The organism is Microcoleus sp. CZ3-B2 (assembly GCF_036705055.1).
Taxonomy (GTDB): Bacteria; Cyanobacteriota; Cyanobacteriia; order Cyanobacteriales; family Microcoleaceae; genus Microcoleus.
The window spans coordinates 23,631-46,780 of the sequence record NZ_JAUBTN010000050.1 but is presented as its reverse complement, the minus strand read 5'-3'; the positions used below and the strand labels follow the sequence as shown (position 1 = coordinate 46,780).

21 protein-coding genes and 1 riboswitch are annotated in these 23,150 nt (G+C 43.9%); of the genes, 14 read left to right on the top strand and 7 right to left on the bottom strand.

Features of this window, described 5'->3' with window-relative positions; all coding sequences use genetic code 11:
- From QUA97_RS20390 to QUA97_RS20360, 7 genes are all read left to right on the top strand, one after another.
- A partial coding sequence (locus tag QUA97_RS20390; protein ID WP_333195683.1) for a hypothetical protein occupies positions 1-218 on the top strand: 218 nt, incomplete at its 5' end.
- Positions 219-875: 657 nt separating this feature from the next.
- Positions 876-1,973, top strand: a complete 1,098-nt coding sequence (locus QUA97_RS20385; protein ID WP_194011604.1) for a phosphotransacetylase family protein — start codon at positions 876-878, stop codon at positions 1,971-1,973.
- A 251-nt stretch (positions 1,974-2,224) separates the two neighbouring features.
- Positions 2,225-2,728 carry a DNA recombination-mediator protein A gene (locus QUA97_RS20380; RefSeq protein ID WP_194011610.1) on the top strand — a complete coding sequence of 168 codons (504 nt, stop codon included), beginning with the start codon at positions 2,225-2,227 and terminating at the stop codon, positions 2,726-2,728.
- Between the two features lie 15 nt (positions 2,729-2,743).
- Entirely contained in the window at positions 2,744-3,157 is a 414-nt protein-coding gene (locus tag QUA97_RS20375) for an MAPEG family protein (protein ID WP_194011609.1), read from the top strand.
- A gap of 229 nt (positions 3,158-3,386) precedes the next feature.
- Positions 3,387-3,878, top strand: coding sequence for a YajQ family cyclic di-GMP-binding protein (locus QUA97_RS20370; protein WP_194011603.1), 492 nt, complete (start codon positions 3,387-3,389; stop codon positions 3,876-3,878).
- Positions 3,879-4,423: 545 nt separating this feature from the next.
- Positions 4,424-6,886 (top strand): ATP-binding protein, encoded by a 2,463-nt coding sequence (locus tag QUA97_RS20365; protein WP_194066985.1) that lies wholly within the window; start codon positions 4,424-4,426, stop codon positions 6,884-6,886.
- The gene (locus tag QUA97_RS20360; RefSeq protein ID WP_194066984.1) at positions 6,876-8,246 is read left to right on the top strand and encodes a diguanylate cyclase domain-containing protein; all 1,371 of its coding nucleotides are present in this window, start codon (positions 6,876-6,878) and stop codon (positions 8,244-8,246) included. The genes QUA97_RS20365 and QUA97_RS20360 overlap by 11 nt, the downstream gene beginning before the upstream one ends.
- Positions 8,247-8,551: 305 nt before the next feature.
- On the opposite strand, the gene QUA97_RS20355 is transcribed toward QUA97_RS20360, so the two are convergent.
- The 3 genes from QUA97_RS20355 to QUA97_RS20345 are packed head-to-tail and all read right to left on the bottom strand — an operon-like array spanning position 8,552 to position 11,745.
- Positions 8,552-10,225 carry a mucoidy inhibitor MuiA family protein gene (locus tag QUA97_RS20355; protein WP_194066983.1) on the bottom strand — a complete coding sequence of 558 codons (1,674 nt, stop codon included), beginning with the start codon at positions 10,223-10,225 and terminating at the stop codon, positions 8,552-8,554.
- A complete protein-coding gene (locus tag QUA97_RS20350; protein ID WP_194066982.1) occupies positions 10,218-10,814 on the bottom strand; it encodes a Uma2 family endonuclease in 597 nt (198 codons plus the stop codon). The genes QUA97_RS20355 and QUA97_RS20350 overlap by 8 nt, the downstream gene beginning before the upstream one ends.
- Before the next feature lie 40 nt (positions 10,815-10,854).
- On the bottom strand, positions 10,855-11,745 hold the full coding sequence (locus tag QUA97_RS20345) for a methylenetetrahydrofolate reductase (RefSeq protein ID WP_333195678.1): 891 nt from the start codon (positions 11,743-11,745) through the stop codon (positions 10,855-10,857).
- A gap of 34 nt (positions 11,746-11,779) precedes the next feature.
- On the opposite strand from QUA97_RS20345, the gene QUA97_RS20340 reads away from it, so the two are divergent.
- On the top strand, positions 11,780-11,932 hold the full coding sequence (locus QUA97_RS20340; RefSeq protein ID WP_333195676.1) for a hypothetical protein: 153 nt from the start codon (positions 11,780-11,782) through the stop codon (positions 11,930-11,932).
- 80 nt (positions 11,933-12,012) lie between these two features.
- Here the strand turns inward: QUA97_RS20340 and trpS are convergent, their stop codons facing one another.
- Positions 12,013-13,023 (bottom strand): tryptophan--tRNA ligase, encoded by a 1,011-nt coding sequence (gene trpS, locus QUA97_RS20335; RefSeq protein ID WP_333195674.1) that lies wholly within the window; start codon positions 13,021-13,023, stop codon positions 12,013-12,015.
- A 225-nt stretch (positions 13,024-13,248) separates the two neighbouring features.
- Positions 13,249-14,484 carry an HlyD family secretion protein gene (locus tag QUA97_RS20330; protein WP_228049881.1) on the bottom strand — a complete coding sequence of 412 codons (1,236 nt, stop codon included), beginning with the start codon at positions 14,482-14,484 and terminating at the stop codon, positions 13,249-13,251.
- A 467-nt stretch (positions 14,485-14,951) separates the two neighbouring features.
- On the opposite strand from QUA97_RS20330, the gene QUA97_RS20325 reads away from it, so the two are divergent.
- The 4 genes from QUA97_RS20325 (at position 14,952) to QUA97_RS20310 (ending at position 18,219) form a co-directional block, all read left to right on the top strand.
- Complete coding sequence (locus QUA97_RS20325) at positions 14,952-15,176, top strand: secretion protein HlyD (RefSeq protein WP_194066979.1); 225 nt, start codon at positions 14,952-14,954, stop codon at positions 15,174-15,176.
- Between the two features lie 170 nt (positions 15,177-15,346).
- On the top strand, positions 15,347-15,538 hold the full coding sequence (locus QUA97_RS20320; RefSeq protein ID WP_194066978.1) for a hypothetical protein: 192 nt from the start codon (positions 15,347-15,349) through the stop codon (positions 15,536-15,538).
- Between the two features lie 145 nt (positions 15,539-15,683).
- Positions 15,684-15,875 (top strand): hypothetical protein, encoded by a 192-nt coding sequence (locus QUA97_RS20315; RefSeq protein ID WP_194066977.1) that lies wholly within the window; start codon positions 15,684-15,686, stop codon positions 15,873-15,875.
- 133 nt (positions 15,876-16,008) lie between these two features.
- Positions 16,009-18,219 carry a peptidase domain-containing ABC transporter gene (locus QUA97_RS20310; RefSeq protein ID WP_333195670.1) on the top strand — a complete coding sequence of 737 codons (2,211 nt, stop codon included), beginning with the start codon at positions 16,009-16,011 and terminating at the stop codon, positions 18,217-18,219.
- A 71-nt stretch (positions 18,220-18,290) separates the two neighbouring features.
- On the opposite strand, the gene cimA is transcribed toward QUA97_RS20310, so the two are convergent.
- Entirely contained in the window at positions 18,291-19,904 is a 1,614-nt protein-coding gene (gene cimA, locus QUA97_RS20305) for a citramalate synthase (protein WP_194066976.1), read from the bottom strand.
- A gap of 117 nt (positions 19,905-20,021) precedes the next feature.
- Here cimA and QUA97_RS20300 point away from each other — a divergent pair, with 117 nt between their 5' ends.
- Both QUA97_RS20300 and thiO read left to right on the top strand, forming a co-directional pair.
- Positions 20,022-20,360, top strand: a complete 339-nt coding sequence (locus QUA97_RS20300) for a 2Fe-2S iron-sulfur cluster-binding protein (protein WP_194066975.1) — start codon at positions 20,022-20,024, stop codon at positions 20,358-20,360.
- A gap of 214 nt (positions 20,361-20,574) precedes the next feature.
- Complete coding sequence (thiO, locus tag QUA97_RS20295) at positions 20,575-21,663, top strand: glycine oxidase ThiO (RefSeq protein ID WP_333195667.1); 1,089 nt, start codon at positions 20,575-20,577, stop codon at positions 21,661-21,663.
- Positions 21,664-21,923: 260 nt separating this feature from the next.
- Here the strand turns inward: thiO and QUA97_RS20290 are convergent, their stop codons facing one another.
- Positions 21,924-22,391: a hypothetical protein gene (locus QUA97_RS20290; RefSeq protein ID WP_194011988.1), complete on the bottom strand. Its 468-nt coding sequence runs from the start codon at positions 22,389-22,391 to the stop codon at positions 21,924-21,926.
- A 333-nt stretch (positions 22,392-22,724) separates the two neighbouring features.
- Positions 22,725-22,869: riboswitch (cobalamin riboswitch) on the top strand.
- The last annotated feature ends 281 nt before the right edge of the window (positions 22,870-23,150 follow it).

Here is a 23,150-nt window from a genome sequence, read left to right as displayed (position 1 = left end):
TATCATTATTACCCAATTATATTTATGCACAAAGGGGTATTGACAAAATCTACTCCTTTCTAACTTGTTACCAATGGTCATGTATGAGTGCAACCGGAATTGATATGAGTTCTTGGATTGTTCTCAAGCATCTCTTTTGCAGTGCTAGGAAGTGCGATCGCGATCGTCCGATTTCCTTTGACTTTGCCCCGTCGCTTGCTGAGAATCTAACGCAGTAGCCTCAGCCAAGGAAACTCAACCTACAGCCCAAAAAGTCCGATCGCTCACTTGTCGCCCGCATTTTGGCTACCGAAATACCAGCCCGCCCACCAGCAAATTGATGTATTTTTGATTTGATTGCGGTCAGTAATAATGTCTAATTTCCGCAACAAATCTGGCAATCTTTAGTTTTTACAAAAACGGTTCTCCAGAAAATTATCGGCAATAAATATGTCTCTCCTTATATTATTTAAAACAACTACAATTAATTTAATTGAAGGTTAGTAATTCATTTTAAATGATCGGCATTTTAGGGTTGTTAATTGACTTAAAAAGCCCAAAAAAGGCTGAAAACAATACAGATTTTAGCCGTGAATTAGGGCGAAACGTTGCTGTAATGTTAATCGAAAAAAATCCGGGGGCAAACAGGTAAGAAAGCTATCGATCGCCCTTGACGCAACTCTGTTGAGAACGGCTCTCTGAAAAAACTGGTTTGAAAAACTCAGGATGTCAAAGAATGCGGACAAAAGGGTTGCGAACGCATGAATAACAAATTTAATTAAAAAAAATAATCTGACCAAAAGTGACCAAATCGAGTATAATCGAATTGCGAAATTCCGTCGCAGTGGAAAAATACTGTTGAAAAAATTAAATTTATTAAAATAGACAGGTGCAAATTGAGGAGAGAAGGCGTACCCAAATTGACTAAATATTTACTGATCGGTTCGACAAAAGCTTACAGCGGTAAGTCCGCGATCGCCCTAGGGATGGCACTCGCACTCCCGGCAAAAGGACTCTCCGTCGCCTACGGCAAGCCTCTGGGAACCTGTTTCAGCTCGGAGGGAGCTGGAACCGAGGAGGAAGACGTGCGGTTCGCGGTGGAGACGCTGAAACTCTCAGAAAGTCAGATGCCCTCAACACTGCTGTCTTTGGACGAGGAGACGGTTCACAAGCGTTTGCGGGGAGAAGACAAGACTGACTACCGGCTCTCTCTGGCGCAATATTTGCAAGGCCCCAAGGCAGACTTGGTACTGTTAGAAGGCCCGGCTAATTTGGAGGAAGGCAGTCTGTTTGACTTGTCTTTGCCTCAAGTAGCTGAGGCGGTTGATGCCTCTGTGCTGTTGGTGACGCGCCCGATCGATCTTTATATAGACGATTTGCTGTCGGCTAAACGGCGTTTAGGTTCGCGCTTGGCTGGCGTTGTCCTCAACGACGTGCCCTCGGACAAACTCGAATCGATCGCGACGACAGTGCGGCCTTTCTTGGAGGCTGCAGGTATTCCAGTTTTGGGAATGCTGCCGAGAAGCGCTTTGCTGCGGAGTGTCAGCGTCAAAGAATTGGTGCACCAATTGAAAGCCGAAGTGCTCTGCCGTCCAGACCGTTTGGATTTGATGGTGGAAACCTTGACAATTGGCGCGATGAATGTTAGCTCGGCGATGAAGTATTTCCGCAAAGCGAGAAATATGGCGGTAGTCACCGGGGGCGATCGCACCGACATTCAACTCGCGGCCCTGGAAAGCTCAACTCAGTGCTTAATTCTCACAGGCCACTTGCCTCCTTCTCCCCTGGTAATCGGCAGAGCAGAAGAAATGGAAATTCCAGTTTTGTCTGTAGATTTGGATACCCTAACCACGGTAGAAATTATCGACAGCACCTTTGGCAGCGTGCGCCTGCACGAACGGATCAAGGTGGAATGCGTTACTCAGCTAATGGCAGAACACTTTGACTGGGACAGCACGATCGCATCCTTGGGTTTGGGAGCGAAAGTCCATTAAGCAGGCCGCCGGAGTGTAAGAAGGCAGAATTTTTTTTTGAATTAAAAAATAAAAATGGAAAATTCTTAAATTCTCAATTTTTCAGGAATTCTACCTTCAGCTACGGCTGCCCAATGCCTTATGGCTCCCTCAAATCTCGCCATCCCCCAGTCAAATCTTGTAAATGTGCAATTTTTAACTGGTTTTTGGCGGCAATTGCTGGGGAGTCTGCTAAAATCCACAACGTAGTTTTATTTAATTTAATAAATTCTTTGAGTCAATCAATTGAGCTACCCAGAGTTGATGATTTTTTACAAGAACTTGCGGCGATCCAGCAAACCAGCTCCAAGCGGATTGCTCTTTTGGGTTCTCGTCACGTTCCTATTACCCACCAGCAGCTAATTGAGATGCTGAGCTACGCCTTAGTTCTGGGAGGCAATCAGCTCATCACATCAGGCGCTACAGGCACTAATTCTGCCGCGATTCGGGGGGCAATGCAGGCAGATCCTAATCTGCTGACGGTGATTTTGCCACAAAGTATGAGCCGCCAGCCGCGGGAGTCCCGCGATCAGCTCGAACAAGTCATACATTTGGTAGAAAATCCCAAAAATGACAGTTTGTCTCTCCCGGAAGCAAGCGCCATGTGCAATCAGGAGATTATTTCTCGCTGTCAGCAACTGATCTGTTTTGCTTTTCATGAAAGTCACACTTTGCTGAAAACTTGCCAAGACGCGGAAGAACAGCGCAAGGTGGTTACTCTGTTCTATTTTGATTGAAATGCGAGGCGGATGATGCTGTTGGGATTGCCTGTGTCGGTTATTCTGCTTGATTGTATTGCTGCTGCAGCGGCGCTGGTTTATGCACCGTTTTTGGTGGTTGCCCTCGCCCGCTTGCAGCTAGGCTACGACCAAGCAGCGCCGCGCGCTATGTTTGAGAGGTTGCCGGATTACGCTCAGCGGGCAACTTGGGCCCACCAAAATTCGTTTGAGACGTTTATGCTGTTTTCGGCGGCGGCTTTGATGGCTTTTGTGACGGGGGTAGATTCGGAGGCGGCGGGTTTGGCTGCGATCGCTTTTACGATCGCCCGCTTGTTATTTTCCGTTTTCTATATTCTGAATGTGCCTCTGGGGCGATCGCTCATGTTTGCGATTAGTTCTTCCTGCACAGTTACTTTATTCTATTTCAGTTTGATGGCTGTTAATTAATAGTCAGCAGTCATTAGTCATTAGTCATTAGTCATTAGTCAGTAGTCAGTTGGCAGTTGCTAGTTGCTAGTTGACTGTTGGCAGTTGCTAGTTGCTAGTTGGCAGTTGCTAGTTGGCAGTAGTTAACAGTCAACACTCAACAGTCAACAGTCAACAGTCAACAGTCAACAGCTAACAATGCCCAAGGCCCAATGCCCAAGGCCCAATGCCCATTACCAAATATTAATTTATGGCTGCTAGTTATTCCTTTGATATTGTCAGCGATTTCGATCGGCAAGAAGTAGTTAACGCTGTTGACCAAACAGTGCGGGAAATTCAAAGCCGCTACGACTTGAAAGATACCAAAACCACCGTCGAATTGGGCGCAGAATCGATAGTTGTCAACACCGACAGCGAATTTACTCTCGATGCAATTCACACTGTTTTGCAAACAAAAGCTGCCAAGCGGAATTTATCTCTGAAAATTTTTGATTACGGCAAAATTGATCCGGCTAGCGGCAGCCGCGTCCGTCAAGAAATCAAACTAAAAAAAGGGATTGACCAGGAAATTGCCAAAAAAATCACTAAATTAATTCGAGATGAGTTTAAAAAGATTCAAGGCTCAATTCAAGGTGATGCAGTGCGCGTTTCTGCCAAGGATAAAGATGATTTGCAGTTGGTAATTCAACGCTTGAAGCAAGAAGATTATCCGATGGCTTTGCAGTTTACAAATTATCGGTAAATTTTTGCAAGCTAAGTATGGGATTCCCAGTTGTGCGATCGCCTCTTTGAGTGCGATTGAAATTGCCTTGCACTTGCTGGGATTCAAAAATCTTGCTTTGTTGTAAGCTGATGCTGATAGGGGTAAAATATATTTATGAGGAAATGCAATCTCATAATGGCGATCGTCTAACGCAAGCAGAATTAACATCAGAAACATTTAAAGTAAGTAGGTCGGCGGGCTTAAACTGAACGATATAACTGTATGTAAACAGCCTCTCCTAGTGCTGATTTTTTGGTATTTTGATAGTTGACAGTCGTTTACATAGTTGCGTTTTACAGCGCCATGAATGGATGATAAGCTGATCTGAAGTTGTGTTAGAAGCCAACACATAAAAGGTGATGAAAGTTATTCAATAAATTCCTGAAACTTAACTATTTTCAATCAAAAGCCTGACTCAATTAACACGTCAATTTCAATCTGAGCAAATTCTTGATTTGATAGAACCTTTAATGGTTCCTAATTGATAGTTGACAGTTTTTGTGAAGCAAGTTAATACCTAAAAAATGAGCGCAAAAAAACATTTTTTTAACCTCTTAAATAATCTCGGCTTAGAAATAAAAAATCCCCACTGGTGGCTTCAAGTTCTGATTATTTCCATTGTTTATCCTTTGATTTGTTGGCTGCTCACGAATAATCATAAAATATCCAGTATTACGATTATTCCACCATATCTTTCACCCGTTTGGCCCGGAACAGGATGGATGTTCGCCACTTTATTGGAGTGGGGTTATTCTCGTTGGTTAGGTATCTTTATGGGTCAATTTATTGCGACCTTAATCATGTGGCCGATATCCCCAAGCTTATTATGGAGTAATGTTTTCAATACTATTAGTGTAACGATTTGGAATTTATTGGCAGTATTTGTGATTCGACGGTTAACTCGCACAAAATTTCCTTTTAATGAAGTCAATCATGTAGTAATTTTTATCGCCGTTAGTTTTTTAGGAGTTAGTTTACCCAACGCTTTGATCGGGACTTGTTCATTCACTTATCAGAAACTTGTCCCCCTGTCTGACTTTATAAAAACTTTCACTGGTTGGTGGATTGGTGATAGTATAGGCATCTTACTTTTTACCCCTTTTTTATTAATTTGTTGTTTAAAAAAACAGAAATTTTATGCCCCGCAGTCTTGGGTTAGTGGAGAATTTCTGATTATTGCTATTCTTTTGGGAATAGTCATTAAATTTTCCTTATTTGAGAGTCAACCTGTAGAATATTTACTTTTACCCCCTCTCTTATGGTCTGTTTTTCGTTTTAGTCAGAAAGTTACTACTATTTTAGTCACCGCCATTTGTAGTATGGCTTTTATCACTACGGCTTATAAAATTGGTATTTTTTATAAGGCGGCATTGGCTCGTAATTCCCTTTTGTTACTACTTTTATTTGTGGGGGTACTTTCCCTTACGACGATGGTGACATCTGCGATTGTTTCGGAAAATCGTCAAGCGGCTTTGAAATTACAACAAGCTAATGCGGAATTAGAAGAAAGAGTGATTCAGCGTACTATGGCTTTGCAGGAAAGTGAGAAGATTTCCCGAGAGTTGGCAGTGAAAGCAGAAGCCGCTAATCAAGCTAAAAGTACATTTATTGCCAATATGAGCCACGAATTGCGATCGCCCCTCAATGCTATTCTCGGCTTTTCGCAATTGATGGTACGCGCCACAAATATGCCCCCCGAACAATACGAGAATGCCGGAATTATCTATCGCAGTGGTGATTATCTCTTAACGCTGATTAATAATGTACTCGATTTATCAAAAATCGAAGCAGGTAAAACCACCCTTAATCTTACAGACTTTGACCTACATATATTGCTAAATGATTTAGAAGATATGCTGCATTTGCGCGCAACTAATGCTGGATTGAAGATGATTTTTCAGCGTACCGAAAATGTCGCCCGCTATATCTGTACCGATGAACTAAAACTGCGTCAGGTTTTAATTAATTTACTCAGCAATGCTATCAAATTTACCTCAGAGGGTAACATTACTCTCAATGTTTTTCAGGGAGAACAAGAAACCACAGATGTTTTTCAGATTCATTTTCGGGTGCGCGATACTGGGGTGGGTATTGCAGCCGCAGAACTGCCAAAACTATTTGATGTTTTTAGTCAAGCCCAAGCCGGAAAAGAAATGCAGGAAGGAACGGGTTTAGGTTTAGCAATCAGCCGAAAATTTGTGCAATTGATGGGGGGAGATATTTCGGTAAAAAGTGAATTAGGAAAAGGTACAACTTTCTCATTCTATATTCAGGTAAAATTGGGCGAAAAAACCAACAGCAAGATTACAGGAGAATATCCCAGAGTGCTAGCACTTGCTCCCGGTCAACTTAGCTACAAAATTCTCACAGTCGATGATCAATATATTAATCGACAATTACTAATTAAGTTGCTCAGTCCCTTGGGATTTGAGGTGAAAGAAGCTAGTAACGGACAAGAGGCGATCGCAATTTGGGATGAATGGGAACCTCACCTGATCTGGATGGACATGAGGATGCCAGTGATGGATGGCTACGAAGCGACAAAATACATCAAATCTACCACCAAAGGCAATGCTACAGCTATAATCGCGTTAACAGCGAGTGTTTTGGAAGAAGAAAGGGCGATCGTGCTTTCAGCCGGTTGTGATGACTTCCTTCGCAAACCCTTCGTTGAACACAGTATTTTTGAGACACTAGCTAAGCATTTGGGAGTCAAATATATCTATGCAGAAACAATATCTCCAGTTTTTGATGATACAGAAAAAAGCCCATTGACATCGGAAGATTTAACCTGTATGACTCAAGAATGGATTAGTCAACTATACGCAGCCGCACTTGAGGCAAATACCAACCTCGTGTTACAAGTCGTAGGAGAAATTCCCCAAACAGAAACTCGTTTGATAAAATCCCTGACAAAAATTGCCATTCAATTTAAATTTGAGCAGATTCTTGATTTAGTAGAACCTCTGATAAGCAATGAATCTTAATTCTGGCATCGAAAATAAAGGTAATATTCTAATTGTAGACGATCTTCTAGAAAATCTACAATTACTAAGCAATGCACTCCTCAAACTCGGCTACACTGTTCGCAGCGTCACCAGCGGGCGGATGGCACTAAAAACCGTGAATGTAAAGCGACCAGATGTAATACTTTTAGATGTTAAGATGCCCGAAATGGATGGTTATCAAGTCTGTAGAACTCTCAAAGCTGATGCAGACTTTAGCCACATTCCAGTGATTTTCATTAGTGCTTTAGATGATGTCTTCGACAAAGTAACCGCCTTTGAGTTAGGGGCTATAGACTACATTACCAAACCATTTCAAATCGAAGAAGTCGTGGCGCGTCTGGAAAATCAGTTAACCATTCAACGCCAGCAACAGCTTCTGGAAAAAGAAAATATTAAGCGCCGGGAAACAGAAGAGGTACTTTATCAATCGAGGGCTTTACTTGCTAGTGTTTTGAATAGTTCCCTTGATGGTATTGCGGCAATGCAGGCTGTTCGTAATACCGAAACAGGGGAGATTGAGGATTTTCGGTGTTTACTCGTCAACCCCGTGACTGCTAGAGCTTTTAAACGCAGTCGTGAAGAGATGATTGGCAAATTGGTACTAAAAAAGTTTTTGAGTAAGATTGATCCAGAACTATTTAATGGCTTCGTTAATATTGTCGAGATGGGGGAATCTTTAGAACAGGATTTTTACTATGAATCAGGAAAATCTTGCTGGTTTCACTTCGTAGCAGTCAAGCTAGGAGATGGTTTTTCCGTTACTATCCGTGATATTACCGCCCGCAAACAAATTGAATTGGCTCTGCAAGATGCCAATCAAAAATTAGAAGAACTGGCCAATCTAGATGGTTTGACTCAGGTGGCTAACCGTCGCTGTTTCAACAATCGCCTTCAAAGTGAATGGCAACGCCTAGCGCGAGAAAATCAGCCACTTTCTCTAATTTTATTGGACGTTGATAAATTCAAATCCTACAACGACTACTACGGTCATCTGGCTGGCGATGATTGCTTAATTAGAATAGGGCAAATATTACAAAAAGTAGTCATTCGTCCCACCGATTTAGCAGCGCGTTACGGTGGCGAAGAATTTGTGACACTCCTCCCGAATACGGATTTAGAAGGAGGGATTAAGGTGGCACAAAACATTCAGCAAGAAATTCACAATCTGGCGATTCCCCATGCACAGTCTGACGTGAAGGAAATCGTCACAGTTAGTTTGGGTATTTCCTCACTCATACCAAGGCTGGAAGTTCAACCAGAGACACTGGTAGCCTATGCAGACAAAGCTTTGTACGATGCTAAACAACAGGGGCGCGATCGCTGGAGTACAAATTGTTGAAAAATCGGGGCGTTTTTCGAGGAAGGGGGAATTATACCGTTATACAGGACTGTTCGCCAGTTGTAATTAATCCTGGTTTTTTGTTGATAGTCAGATCGTCAAATTTTTGATAAGTAATACCAATTGGAAATAGTCTTGCTACAATTACCAATTTTATACAAATTATCTTTGATTTGCACAACCCCCCGCCGGACACGGCAGTGCCGTTTCCCTACATACGATTGCCTATAATTTCTATGTAGCAATATTTTTCATAATTAGTATAAGCTGTAGCTGGCGTTACAGATTAAGAGTGTAAATCCTAATTAAATATCTAAACCCATGACTGTTAACTCAGGAGAATGTTCGACAACAAACTGGTAATCTAACTCTTGTTTGGCTTGAGGCGGTAGAGACATTATCCATTCCAACATTCCCATTTCACCTGCTTCTATCTTGGGATTTGTGACACTCAACCGCACTTTTATTTGCTCGTTGCGACTGACTGGTAGTTGCTCTTTCAAGGTCAAGTTTACAGGCAGTTGCTGCAAATTGGTCACAATTAACCGATAGGCGTAACTTGTGCGGCGCTGATTGCCAATCAGTTTTTTATCTACTTGTCTTTCCACTAATTCCCGCTCGATTTTTAATCCTTCATCTATTCCTAAATTAAGCTTGACTTCTTCACCGGGAGAAATATTGTCTAACTGTAAAGTACCTACAAAAGTGTTGTCGCGAAAAATATTTGCTTTACCGGGCAGGAGAGTTGCACTTGTCATTGGATTGGTGACAATTGCTTGCAAATAAGCAAAGCTGACTAAACGCGGAACGGCTATGTATTGAAGTTTGGAGGGATAATTTTCGCTGAAAATAGTGACTTTGTGGGGTGTGCCGTCGCTGGGAATATTGGTATTTTCTCCTACTTGAAATGAGACGGTACTGCCTTCTTTAGATACTCTTGCTGTGGCGGTTTGAGCTGCTATGGGTTCGGGCGCGGGAGCGCTGCCACCAACAGCCATCATGTCTAATTGCTCCTCGTCTTCCATCTCAGATTCCATGAAATTGTCATACACTGCTGACGTTTCTGGTTTCACACTTCGTTTCATCTGCGCTCTGGGAAAGCCTTGGCTTTGAGCAGATTTTGGGCGAACAATATCGATAAACCAGGGTTGGAGTTTTGGCGGCAAAGTTCCCAATCCGGGTTTTGCTGTGGATAAAGTCAGTGCTACTCCCGTCCAATCTTCGCCTGTATTTTGATTGACTTCGGCTAGGTAGTTGAGATTGATTTGGTTGTTGGTGGTGTTGACTCGCAAGTCGTAAAGGGGTGTCCAACGGGCTCCCATTACTACATAGGAAACTTCTAGTTCAAAATTGCCGCTGCCGCTGGGTTCGATCGCCACAATGATGTTAAAACTTTGTTGGGAATGGGGAGTTTGTAGTTGGCGCAACTGCTGGCGTAAGGCTTCTATTTGCTTGTCTAATTCCTGCTGCTGTCTTTCGTGTTGGGCGATCGCACTTATGTACTTTTTATAATTACTGCCTAAAAAATTGAGCAATTCGCCGACTTCGTTCAAACCAATCTGTTGCTTGGAGATGCTGCTGGCAAAGGAACCCACGCTTTTTGCGCTTAAATTCTCGACAAAGTTGAGTTGAATTTTTCGGGCGGCGATTTGGTCTTGTATGGCGCGTTTTTGGGTTTCTAATTCTTGGATTTGGTGGGTTAATTCGGCGATGCGATCGCCCGTAGGTTCGCTGCTAAACACTGTTTCGGTGCGTACTCCCAGCAATCGCACGGCGACTGTACCCGCACCGGTGGCCCTGACTGACTCTGTTTCGAGGGTTGTGGGGAGAGAGGCGATGGTCAATTCGCGCTCGTTTCCCATCAGGGCTACTGTGCCGCGGCGGGCGATCAGGGCGCGATCGGTATAAACTGTAACTTCAGAAATTTGCGACTCTACTATTTTGATATTATCGCGATCGAGTAAATCTGAATTAGTCATTGCTATTAATACCTCTACCAAACTCTTCCAGTCCATCCAAAGGCGAAGCAAACAAAATGCAGCGTTTGAGCAAAGACAAGTCTAACTCAGGCAGCAATTCGCTGTTTGTAATTTGCTCATAACCCTGTTCTCGCAAATGGTAAATCTTTAGCGTGCCGTCTTCCCAAAACCAGACTTCCGGCACACCCATCAGCCGATACTTCTGAAGTTTAATCGGACTACCGCTAGTAACAACTACCTCAATACACAGATCGGGAACATCTTTTTTATTCCCGATACAATAAGATAAATCTGCCTGATACTCCACTTGACCCTCAACAATCTGACTGTAAGCACCGCTCGGAAAAAATACAATTCTTCTTTGTATAAAGAACTGTCCCATTAGCAAGGCAATCAGACACCGAATCTCTTCGTGTAATCTTCCAGTACCCACAATTTCTAAAACTCCATCACAATAAAATAATCGAACTCCTGGCACATTTTCAAAGCTGGATTGAATTGCTTTAAACTGCTGCCAATTCAAACCGCGCCAAGTGAAATGCTGCTCGGCTGTGGGAGAAATTGTGGGATTGTCTATAGTTTGAACCATGACTGTCCTGTGGATTTAAAATGTTAGCAATAACTCAATGTTAACTCAGCGGCTCGATTCCCGCCAAATCCAAAATTTGAGGAATCAAATCTTCTCGCTTCACTGCCATCAGGTGAACTCCTTGACACAATTGCCGCGCTAGCTTGACTTGTTCGGCCGCAATTTTTATGCCTTCCTGCAAAGGTGCTGGGGATTTTGCCAAACGATCGATCGTCTCTTGCGGGATGTGAACTCCCGGCACGTATTTTTTGATAAATTCAGCATTTTTAGCTGATTTAAACAAAAAGATTCCTGCTAAAATTGGTTTTTTGCAGCCAGCAGCAATGTGGTGCATAAACTTATCAAAAACTTCAAAATCGGTAATTAATTGGCTCTGAAAAAACTGTGCTCCGGCTTCTACTTTTTTCTCGAATCGACTTTGCAAACCAGACCAACTGGGGGATTGCGGATCGACAGCGGCACCGACAAATAAATCGGTAATTCCGTCTGTTAAAGCTTTGTCATTCCAGTCTTTGCCGCCGTTCATTTTTTGAATGACTTGCAGCAGCCGCACTGATTCTAAATCGAATACACTTTTGGCTTTTGGATGGTCGCCGGCTTTGACTGGATCGCCTGTGAGTGCCAAGATATTATGGATGCCTAAAGCGTGGGCTCCCATGAGATCGGCTTGCAGGCCTATTTGATTGCGATCGCGACAAGCAACTTGACAAATCGGCTCAATGCCGTGCTGCAATAGAATCGCGGAAACTGCTAGCGGGCACATTCGCAGCACTGCGCGGCTGCCGTCTGTGATATTAATAGCGTGAACTCTGTTTTTTAGAAGTTCAGCCATTGCGATCGTGTGGGTGATGTCGCCGCCTTTTGGCGGGGCAACTTCGGCGGTAATTATAAATTCTCCAGGGGTGGTGCAGGCTGTACGAAAACGGTTCATAGTTAGTTGATAGTTGGCAGTTGGCAGTTGACAGTTGACAGTTGACAGTTGGGAGTTGGCAGTTGGCAGTTGGCAGTTGACAGTTGGCAGTTGGCAGTTGGCAGTTGGCAGTTGGCAGTTGGCAGTTGGCAGTTGGCAGTTGGCAGTTGGCAGTTGGCAGTTGGCAGTTGTAATTCTTAACAACTAACAAATAACCAGTAACCAATAACAACTAACCAGTAACCAATAACAACTAACAACTAACAACTAACCAGTAACCAATAACAACTAAACAGGTAAAGAATAACCGAAAGCTGTCTTAACCTTAGTCAGAGTTTTGTTGGCAATGGTTTCTGCTTGTTCTTTGCCGCGACGTAGTACAGACTCTAAATATCCCGGATCGTCCATTATTTCCTTGTATTTATCTTGAATTGGTTTGAGGGCATTAATTGTGGTCTCTGTCAACAATGGTTTAAATTCTCCCCAACCCATGTTTTCACATTCCGCTGCAACTTCTTCCTTCGATTTGCCTGAAAGCAGGAGATAAAGTGTTAGCAGATTTCTAGCTTCGGGGCGTTCGGAGTCGTCAAAGGTTAAGCCCCGCACGGCATCTGTTTTGCAGCGCTTGATTTTTTTAGTAATGGTTTCTGGCGAATCTAATAAGTTAATTCGACTTTGTTCGGAAGGATCGGATTTTGACATTTTGCGCGTACCGTCTGTCAAACTCATTACTCTCGCGCCGTCTGCCCTAATTAACGGTTCGGGAAGTTTTAATACGGGTTTTTCTGGTGTGCCGAATTGGTGATTTAATCTGATGACTAGATCGCGGGTGAGTTCCAAATGCTGTTTTTGGTCTTCTCCTACTGGTACTTTGTCGGCATCGTAAAGCAAGATGTCTGCTGCCATCAATACGGGATAATTTAGCAAGCCTGCGTTGACGTTTTCGCCTTGTTTAATTGCTTTTTCTTTAAACTGAATCATATCTTCGAGCCAGTTAATCGGCGTAATGCAGTTTAGCAGCCATGCTAGTTCTGTGTGCGCCGAGACGTGGGATTGCACGAAAATAGTAGAATGTTCTAAATCGATGCCGCAAGCTAAATAAAGGGCGGCGATGGCGTAAGTGTCGGAGGCTAGGGTTGCTGGATTGTGCGGTGCGGTGATTGCGTGCAAATCGACTACGCAAAAGTAGTTTTCGTACTGGCTTTGATTTTCTACCCAGTTGCGAATGGCACCGAGATAATTGCCTAGGTGAAGATTGCCTGTTGGCTGAACTCCTGAAAGAACGCGCTGTTTACCCATGAGGAAAGAATAGAATTGATTTCACATTTCTATTTTGACACGTTATTTCAATTTCCGCTCTTGTAATTTTCTGACTGTTGACTGTTGACGGCTGACTGTTGACTGTTGACTGTTGACTGTTGACGGCTGACTGTTGACTGTTGACTGTTGACTGCTGACTGTTGACAACTAACAATTAACAACTAACAATTAACAACTAACAACTAACAACTAACAACTGACTAATCATAAATCTGTCAGCAAACGGGCTTTACGTAAAATAAATGTGAGGACTGTTTCTTGGCCCGTAATAATATCGGCTCTGCCCTCCATTCCCGATTGAATTGAATACTGGCGGGGGGTATTTACCTGGGAATTTCCGAAGAATTGACCGCTGCTGGATTGGAGTTTTGTTAAATAGGTTTGTTGGGGCTTGATTGCTACTTCGTAATAAGATCCACCTGAATTATTGGCGGGATTTTGAGGGGCGATCGCATCTGGGGCGATCGCGCTGACTGTTCCTTTCAATGTGCCGTAGTCGGGGAAGGGTAAAGCGGAAATTCTGATCTGTACGGGTTGACCGATTTGGATGCGGGCGATGTCTTGGGATGTGACTTTGGCTTTGACTACCAGGGGTACGTCGCTGGGGACGATTTGGGCGATCGCGCTGCCGGCTTGTACGGTTTGACCGGTATTTTGTACTTCCAATTTGAGAATTGTACCATCAGCGGGGGCGCGGATCACGCTATTTTTGAGTTGTGACTCAACTTGATTTAGCTGTTTTTTAGCTTGAGTCAATTGTTGTTGGATGGTCGATCGCTTGACGAGCAAAACCCGCCGACTTCTACCCAGTTTCTCGGCAACATCCGGCAGCGATGCGGCGATTTTGACTAAAGCGGATTCGACTAATTCCTGTTCGGCGGAACTTCCACTTTCGATGCTTTTAAGTTTGGCGCTGGCCAAAATTTGATTTTCTAAGTCGCGCAGTTGCTGGTTGATTTGCTGTGCTGCTGCTTGAGACTGATTAATAATGTCTTGGAATTGCTTGTTTTGAGTTCCCAAACGCGAACCGTCTACAACTGCGATCGTATCTCCGGCTTTCACTGTCTGATTTTCGCTGACAGCAATGCTTTCGACGGTTCCTTCGGTGGCCGCTTCCACGACGCGCACTTCTCCGGCGGGACGGACGATCGCCTCTGCTTTGACTGTGGCGCTGTATTTGGTGACACTAGCCAGGGCGATCGCCCCGCCAAAGGTGGCCACCATCAAAATTCCCCCCAAACTTGTCCAACGGCTGACAGGGGGCAAAAACTGGTCGTTATTAAAGGTTTCAGCGGGTGTGGGTTCGGGAGTGAGAGACATGGTGGGTGCTGGGGTGAGAGGAATAATTTTGAGCTTTGAGCTTTGAGTTTTGAGTTGGAGGGGAGGAGGATAGTTTTGAGTTTTGATACCAGTTCTAAAAAACAATGCAACTGTATACAAGCTCTAAACCCTTATAAAATCCGTTATTTTCAATGTTTTCATCTCTCATTTCAAATAGTAAAATGAAAAGGAAGAGAGCGATCGTTTATTATTTTTGTCATATTTATTTTCCGTTTTCCGGATACCAAGGATAGGTTGAGAAGTCTAATACGGCTTACCAATCAAGCCCTAAAAAACTGGGTTTTCGATCGAGTCTGCGGGCTGCAACCAAAGATTTTCCTCAAAAAACCCGGTATCTGACAAGGAGTGCGTCCAGGACTATATAAATCAAAATTCACGGGGTCAAGGTCAAAATCCGCACAGCTTTGCTGTCCCCACCCGCAAATTTCCCCAAACATCAAGAATGGTGGACAAAGCGGGCAACATTCATGAAACTAGGACATTGCATTAATGATTTTTGGCGCTGTTACCCGGTTTTTTGGGGAGATGTACGTAAGTAAGTACATAGGTATTAATAGGAGTTCCTCATGCCGGAAAATCAACAAAATTCATTCTTTACCGAGCTCACCGAACGAGAATCTGCTACTGTCAGCGGTGGCAGCCCTACCAGCAGTGTCAGCAGTAATAACAGCAACAGCGGGAGCGAAAACAGCAGCAATGACCTCAATATGCTGTTTTTCATGCCGCAGCCGAACCAGTTGTATCTGTACGATCCGAACCGATCGCGCCCTTACAAAACCCTAATAGTCTAGATAGGTGAGTCTGGTAGCGCGATCGAAAGAAATTTGGAAAATATCTCAGTAACATTCCGGAACACGCACAGCACTTAAAGAACTATTAGTTAGTAATTACACGAGGCTATATAAAACTTATAAAACTTATAGTTCTCGTTCCATCTTGTCAAATTAAAAGGAGTCAAATCATGAAAGACACTAAGGAAAATTCACTGTTTGCTGAACTCACCCCTGAAGAATCAGCTAGCGTCAACGGCGGTTACTATTATGCCAATAATAACTACAACGACTGTAACCGTGGAAGCCGCCGCAGTTGGGTAGTTTACCGCCGGAATTGCGACGGTTCCTACAGAAGAGTAGTCCGCTACGGCTACTCATAAAGTTTAGCGCTGTGAATTCAGCTCTCTAACTGTCGATCGAGAAAGCACCCATAATTTCATTGTGCTTTATTTGAGCGAGGCTGTAGAAATTGTAAATAATTTCTAGTTTCTGTTAAAAACTTTTAACCTTGAAAGGAGTCAAATCATGAAAGACACTAAGGAAAATTCACTGTTTGCTGAACTCACCCCTGAAGAATCAGCTAGCGTCAACGGCGGTTACTATTATGCCAATAATCGCTACAACGACTGTAACCGTGGACGCCGCCGCAGTTGGGTAGTTTACCGCCGGAATTGCGACGGTTCCTTCAGAAGAGTAGTCCGCTACGGCTACTCATAAAATTTAGGGCTGTGAATTCAGCTCTCTAACTCTTGATTGAAAAGCACCCATAACTTTATGGGTGCTTTTTGCTGATTGGGTAGTGGGTGAGGAGTAGTGTTCATTATGCTCTACTCATTATTCAATTGGCAAAATGTTAAAAAATATTCCTTTGATCGGCAAAATGCCATTATTCGGACAAGTAAACAGGTTTAAGAAATATCAGGTTGTTCTCCAGCAAAGTGAAGAAGATTGCGGGGCGGCTTGTTTGGCTTCTATCGCCAAATTTTACGGACAGAATTTTACAATTAGTCGCTTGCGAGAATTTGCCGGTACCGGTCAAAAGGGGACGACTTTACTGGGTTTGAAACAGGGGGCTGAGGCGATCGGTCTTAATGCTCGATCCGTGCGAGCAGCCGCTGCTATTTTAGACAAAATTGATGAAGCACCTTTGCCTGCCATTATTCACTGGAGCGGGTATCATTGGGTTGTTTTGTACGGAAAACAGGGCAATAAATATGCGATCGCAGATCCCGCCATTGGTCTGCGCTATGTTTCTAAAGAAGAATTAGCAGCGGGTTGGACAGATTGGCTGTGCTTGCTAGTAGACCCAGATCCAGAGCGGTTTTTTGCAGAAGCAGACGGTCAACCGCCCGCCAATTCCTTACAAAAATGGATGCGCCGGGTTGGGATTTACCGCCACATTTTAATCGAAGCATTGTTGATGAATTTAGTGTTGGGTTTGCTGTCGATTTCGTCACCTTTTTTAGTTCAACTGCTCACCGACGACATCCTGGTGCGGGGCGACACGCAACTTTTGGCAAGTGTGGCGATCGCAGTTATAATTATGAATTTTTTTAGCAGCAGTTTAGGATTAGTTGAGTCGAACTTAATTGCTCAATTTTCCCAGCGTTTAGAGTTAGGATTGGTGATGGAATTTGGGCGGAAATTTCTGCGCTTGCCTTTGAGCTTTTACGAAACCAGACGCAGCGGCGAAATCGTCAGTAGATTACAAGATATCCAAGAAATAAATAAATTAGTTTCTCAAGTAGCTATCAGCTTGCCCAGTCAATTTTTTATAGCGGTAGTTTCTTTTATTTTTATGTTGTTTTACAGCACGCAACTAACGTTGGCTGCAACAGCGATCGCTCTATTGATGACTGCATCTACAGTAGTATTTCTGCCAGTATTGCAGCAAAAGACGCGGAATTTATTTGTGCTGGAAGCAGAAACTCAAGGCGTTTTAGTCGAAACGTTTAAAGGCGCGCTGACTGTAAAAACTACTAGCAGCGCCCAGCAACTTTGGGAGGAATTTCAAAGCCGCTTCGGTCGCTTAGCAAATCTCACTTTCCGCACTACACAAATTGGCATCCTCAATAATATTTTTTCGGGTTTTATTGCTTCTGCTGGTGGCATTACTTTGCTGTGGTTGGGCAGCGGTTTGGTGATTGACAAGGTATTGAGTATCGGTCAGTTGCTGGCGTTTATCAGTATGAATCAAAACCTTACTACTTGGGTGACTTCTTTAGTCGGATTTAGTGATGAAATGACTCGCGTTCAGACAGCAACTCAACGGCTTTCCGAAGTGATTGATGCTGCACCGGAAACTAAGAATGATAGTAATAAACCTGCGGTCACGATTCAAGGTCGCGATGAGATTGTTTGCAAGAATGTGAATTTTCACTATCCCGGTAGACTTGACTTGCTGGAAAATTTTTCTGTGACGTTTCCTGGGGGTCAAGCAATTGCTTTAATCGGCTATTCTGGTTGCGGAAAAAGTACGCTTGCTAAGGTAATTGCTGGTTTGTATCCGCTGCAATCGGGTAATGTGAGAATTGGCGGTTACAATTTGCAAGATTTGTCTCTAGACAGTCTCAGACAGCAGGTGGTTCTAGTTCCTCAAGAAGCGCATTTTTGGAGCCGTTCGATTATAGATAATTTTCGTTTGGGGAGTCCAGATGCTAGCTTTGAACAGATTGTGAAAGTGTGTAAACTTGCGGGGGCTGATGAGTTTATCAGCCAATTACCTGATAAGTATCAAACTGTTTTAGGGGAGTTTGGAGCGAATATTTCTGGGGGACAAAGACAGAGATTGGCGATCGCCCGCGCCATTCTCAACAACCCGCCCGTATTGATTTTAGACGAATCTACCGCAGGGCTAGACCCCGCCAGCGAGGCGGAAGTTTTGGAAAATTTGCTGATGTACCGGCACGGAAAAACCACGATTTTTATCAGTCACAGGCCGCGAGTGATCGATCGCGCCGATTGGATTATCATGTTAGAACGCGGCAGGTTGAAAGTGCAAGGATCGGCGGCTAGATTGCGATCTGTTCCCGGAGATCATTTAGAGTTTTTGCATCCTTAAACAAAATTGTAGTAGATAAGACGGCGGTTAGAAACCGCCCGGTATTTTATCTCACCGCCCAATCTTCTTAGTTAATGAACCCGACAAACTAGGGGAATCGCCTCTTGATTGTCCAGCACCAAACCGTACTCCAAACCTTCAACAACCGCCTGACAAGAAGCATCCAAAATATTCGTAGAAACCCCTACAGTTGTCCATCGCTGCTGGCGGTTGCTCGATTCCAATAAAACGCGCGTTTTAGCAGAAGTACCCGCACCAGAGTCGAGAATTCGCACTTTGTAATCTGTCAGATAAAAATGTGCAATCGCCGGATAAAAATTCACCAAAGCTTTCCGTAAAGCCGAATCCAAAGCGGAAACTGGGCCGTTTCCTTCCGCACATTCCAGAATATTTGTACCGTTGACTGATAATTTGACAGTTGCTAAAGCCGTACACTCTTCGCCAACCTTATCGCAGTGCACTTGAAATCCCTTAATTTCAAACCACCGCTGGCGCTGTGACAAAGCCTCCCGCATTAACAATTCAAAACTCGCCTCAGCGCCTTCAAATTGATATCCTTGACTTTCCAAAGCTTTTAATTTTTCCAGAATTTGGCGACAAGCAGGATTTTTGCGATCGAGTTCGATTCCAAAAGTGCGGGCCTTCGCCAAAACATTGCTTAAACCAGCTTGATCCGAAATCACAATGCGGCGACAGTTCCCGATTTTTTCTGGTTCCAAGTGTTCGTAAGTCAGCGGATTTTTCTCTACCGCCGATACGTGAATGCCGCCCTTGTGAGCAAAAGCCGAAAGACCGACAAAAGGAGCGCGATCGTCGGGAGCAAGGTTGACAATTTCGCTGATCGATCGACTGGCTTGAGTTAATTTAACTAATTGCTCGTCTTGAATGCAATTATAACCCAATTTAAGCTGAAAATTAGGAATCAAAGAACACAAATCGGCATTGCCGCAGCGTTCGCCGTAACCGTTAATAGTTCCCTGCACCATCGTCACGCCTTCCTGCACAGCAGCTAAAGCATTAGCAACCGCAACTCCTGAGTCGTTGTGAGTGTGAATTCCTAAGTGTAAAAATGTTGTACTTTTTGTTGCTAAAAATGCTAAGACATCGCGAACTACTTGAGTTACTTCGTGGGGTAAAGTGCCGCCGTTAGTATCGCAAAGCACCAGCCATTCTGCACCGGCTTCCGCCGCCGCTGCTAAAGTTTGAAGAGCATAATCGGGATTATGTTTGTAGCCGTCAAACCAGTGTTCTGCATCGTAAATAACGCGCCTTCCCTGACTCCGCAAATATTCAACGGTATCTCGAATCATCGCCAAATTTTCATCTAGGGTCGTTTTCAAACCTTCAATAACGTGCAAATCCCACGATTTACCAAACAGCGTTACCCAACGAGTACCGGCCGACAAAATAGGCTGCAACATTTCATCATTAGCTGCGGTTTTTCCCGGCCGCCTAGTGGAACAAAAAGCTACAACTTCTGCTTGAGTTAGTGGCTCTTCTTTGAGCCGCCAAAAAAACTGTACGTCCTTAGGATTAGCTCCCGGCCAGCCGCCTTCGATAAAGGGAATTCCTAAACTGTCTAACTGACGGGCAATTCGCAGTTTGTCTTCGAGAGATAGAGACAGTCCCTCGCACTGAGCGCCGTCTCGCAGTGTGGTATCGTATATCCAGAGCCGATTTGTCATGGGGAATTGGGATCGAGAATTTGGTAAGATATGACTTATTATATTAGATGAATTTATTTGAAATAAATGCGATAATATATAGGAAAATTAACATAAATCTAATTGGGGTAAATTGCTGTGGTCAAGGTACAAGCGCAAGGAAAAACATTTGAGTGCGATCGCGAATCGAATCTCCGTGAAGTTTTGCTCAAAAACGGCATCGATCTCTACAATGGTAACGCCAAAGTCATCAACTGCCACGGGCTAGGCACTTGCGGCACCTGCGCCGTTAGCATCGAGGGTGAAGTTTCCGAGCCCGAGTGGCGCGAAAAAGCCCGACTTTCGCTTCCTCCCCATTCTCCCGCATCGAACCGCCGTTTGTCCTGCCAAACTAAGGTTTTAGGCGATATTAAGGTGACAAAATACGATGGTTTTTGGGGCCAGGGCTCGGAAACTGTCTGGAAACCGCAAGCATAGATTTTTTGTGAAAAAAGGTCGATCGGGCGATCGGCTTGCAAGATAATATGTAAGACTTGCCCAAAAATTCTCAAGACACTTGCATTACCAATGTCATAAACAATCTTAAAAAGCATCTGCGTTTATCTGTGTTTATCTACTTTTGATCTGCGGTAAATAAAAAATACCCGAAGACCCAGAGGTAAAACCAGCCAGAAAGTCCACATAAAAGTCAATGAATTCATCTCAAGATATTCTGATTATTGGCGGCGGAATCATCGGCCTTTCGCTAGCAGTTGAACTGAAGTTGCGAGGGGCCTCTGTCGCCGTTCTCACCACCAATTCTAAACAACCGACGGCGCGGGCTGCAGCCGGAATGCTCGCCCCCCAAGCCGAACGAATTCCCCCCAGTCCGATGCTGGATTTGTGCTTGCAAAGCCGCGCCCTGTATGCAGGCTGGGTGGAACGGCTAGAAGAGATGACTGGATTGAAAACGGGATATTGGCGATCGGGAATTCTCGCGCCTGTGTGTAAAAATGAGTTTCAAGAACAGCCATTTTTGTCAAATCTGAACTCTCAATGGTTGGACAGAGATGCTGTTCGCCAGCAGCAGTTAGGATTGGGTGAAGAAGTAATTGGTGGTTGGTGGTATCCTGACGATGCTCAAGTAGACAACCGCGCTTTATTTCGGACACTTCAGACTGCAACCAAAGAATTGCAAATTAATATTATTCAAGGCAGTGCAGGGCAAATTATTAGGCAGCAAAATCGAATTTTTGGTGTTGAAACAACGGTAGGAAAATTGCAAGCTGACCGTTATGTTTTGGCAACTGGAGCTTGGTCTGAGCAGTTGTTAAATGTTCCTATTTTCCCCAGAAAGGGGCAAATGCTGTCAGTATGCGTCCCAGAAAATTGTGGAATAATTCAGCCGCTGCAAACAGTTTTATTTGGCACCGGCATTTATATTGTGCCGCGTCAAGATGGGAGAATTATTATTGGTGCAACTAGCGAAAATGTGGATTTTACTTCGGGAAATACTGCGGCGGGAATCCAAAGCTTGCTAGCAGGAGCTATGCAGTTATATCCCGAATTACAAAATTATCCGATTCTGGAGTTATGGTGGGGATTTCGGCCTGCTACGACTGATGAGTTGCCGATTTTGGGTGCGAGTGCTTGGGAGAATTTGACACTGGCGACGGGGCATTATCGCAACGGTATTTTGTTGGCTCCGGTGACGGCTAAATTGTTAGCTGATTTGATGTTGGAACAAAAGTTAGATCCGTTATTGGCTGCTTTTAATTATTCTAGATTTGCATTTTCCTGATTTATAAAGTCGGTTCGCAGGCTCCGAATGCTGCGAACTTAATTTCTGTCAGCCGTTGTAAGTGTGTAATATCAAATTCGGTTGTATCAGAATGATAACTAATAGGTGGTAAGATCGAATGAACCGCGAAGACGCTAAAAACGCGAAGTCAGAGAAATCAGAAGATGTACGTCTTTCTTACGCGCTATCATAGTCTTCGCGGTTTAATCGTTCCGATGCTACCAAATTTGATATAAAACCATTTTTTAGTAAGTCCTGAATTAGTTCAATTCCGGTTTTTTGGGTAGGTTCAATTCCCTGCATTTAAGCGCAGCCAAATCGTAAGCATTTTGGTAATCTTTACCGCCTAACATGACATCGCCGTAATATTCATAGGGTTGATTTCCGTAAACCGGTAGCGGGTCATCTTCTGGATAATCTTCTTTTGATTCATCTAAAATTGCTTTGAGCTTCTTAACGCTCCATCGCTGGGCTGGGAAGTAATGAATGTCTTGAGCGCTGAAGCCGAGATGCGGAAAAGTTGGGTCAACAATTCGCTCGTTGAGTTCAATCCAGCTATACTCGATGGGTTTGTAAGGTGATCCGGGTGCAGCTAAAAATCCTTGGACGTAGACTGCGCCTTCGGTGGTTAATGCTGCTTTGGAAGCGTTATCAAAGCAGTTTTTGCGGTTGCTTTTGATGCGAGTGGCGATTTCTATAGAAAGCGTCTCATCTAATAGTTCGGTCATAATCCGTTGTAGTTATGTGCGACTAAATTGTAGCAAGTCAGAGCTCCGAACACAAAGAACGATCGCGAGCATCTCAGTTTTGCAAAAGGCATTTTTTTATTGAGCGTGCGAGCTCTTAAGCTAGCGTATTGTACAACTCGCGAGCTCTTAAGCTCGCACAAATTCACAACTGAGATCGCCCGCATCATCCTCCCAGCGGATAAAAAGATGGGACTCGCTGAATGTTTGAGAGTGCGATCGAGTTACAGTTTTGCCCCTAAACAGTGGCGATTTGTGGCGCTGGTGGCGCGTTTCACAGTTTTTTATGCAAACAAGTCAGAATTGTGATAACCTGATAAATGTGCAAAAATCGGTTCCAACGAAAAGCAACCGTTGGAAGAAACGGGGAAAGTCCGGCGTAAATCCGGCGCTGTCCCGCAACTGTGATGAGATTATAGAGTCTCTTAGTCAGAAGGCCCGCCGATCGCAAACCTGTTCTTTTTCGTCTACGAGGCATAGATGATGGTTTATTCAGCTTTCTCAAAATTGATCTATGATGGCGATCGATCTATTGACTTAGAACGATATTGATTGAATTTCACTGAGCCCTGATAGATTTTAGTCGGTAATAGTTTCTGCGTAACTGTGAATAAAAGGCGATCGTCCATCGCTAACTATTTCTGTGTAGTCTGTCGTTACTCTACGGTAAAATAATCATACTTTGTAACTGTTTGAACTCAGTCTCAGTATATTTTTGCTGTCAATTTTCACAAATTTAAT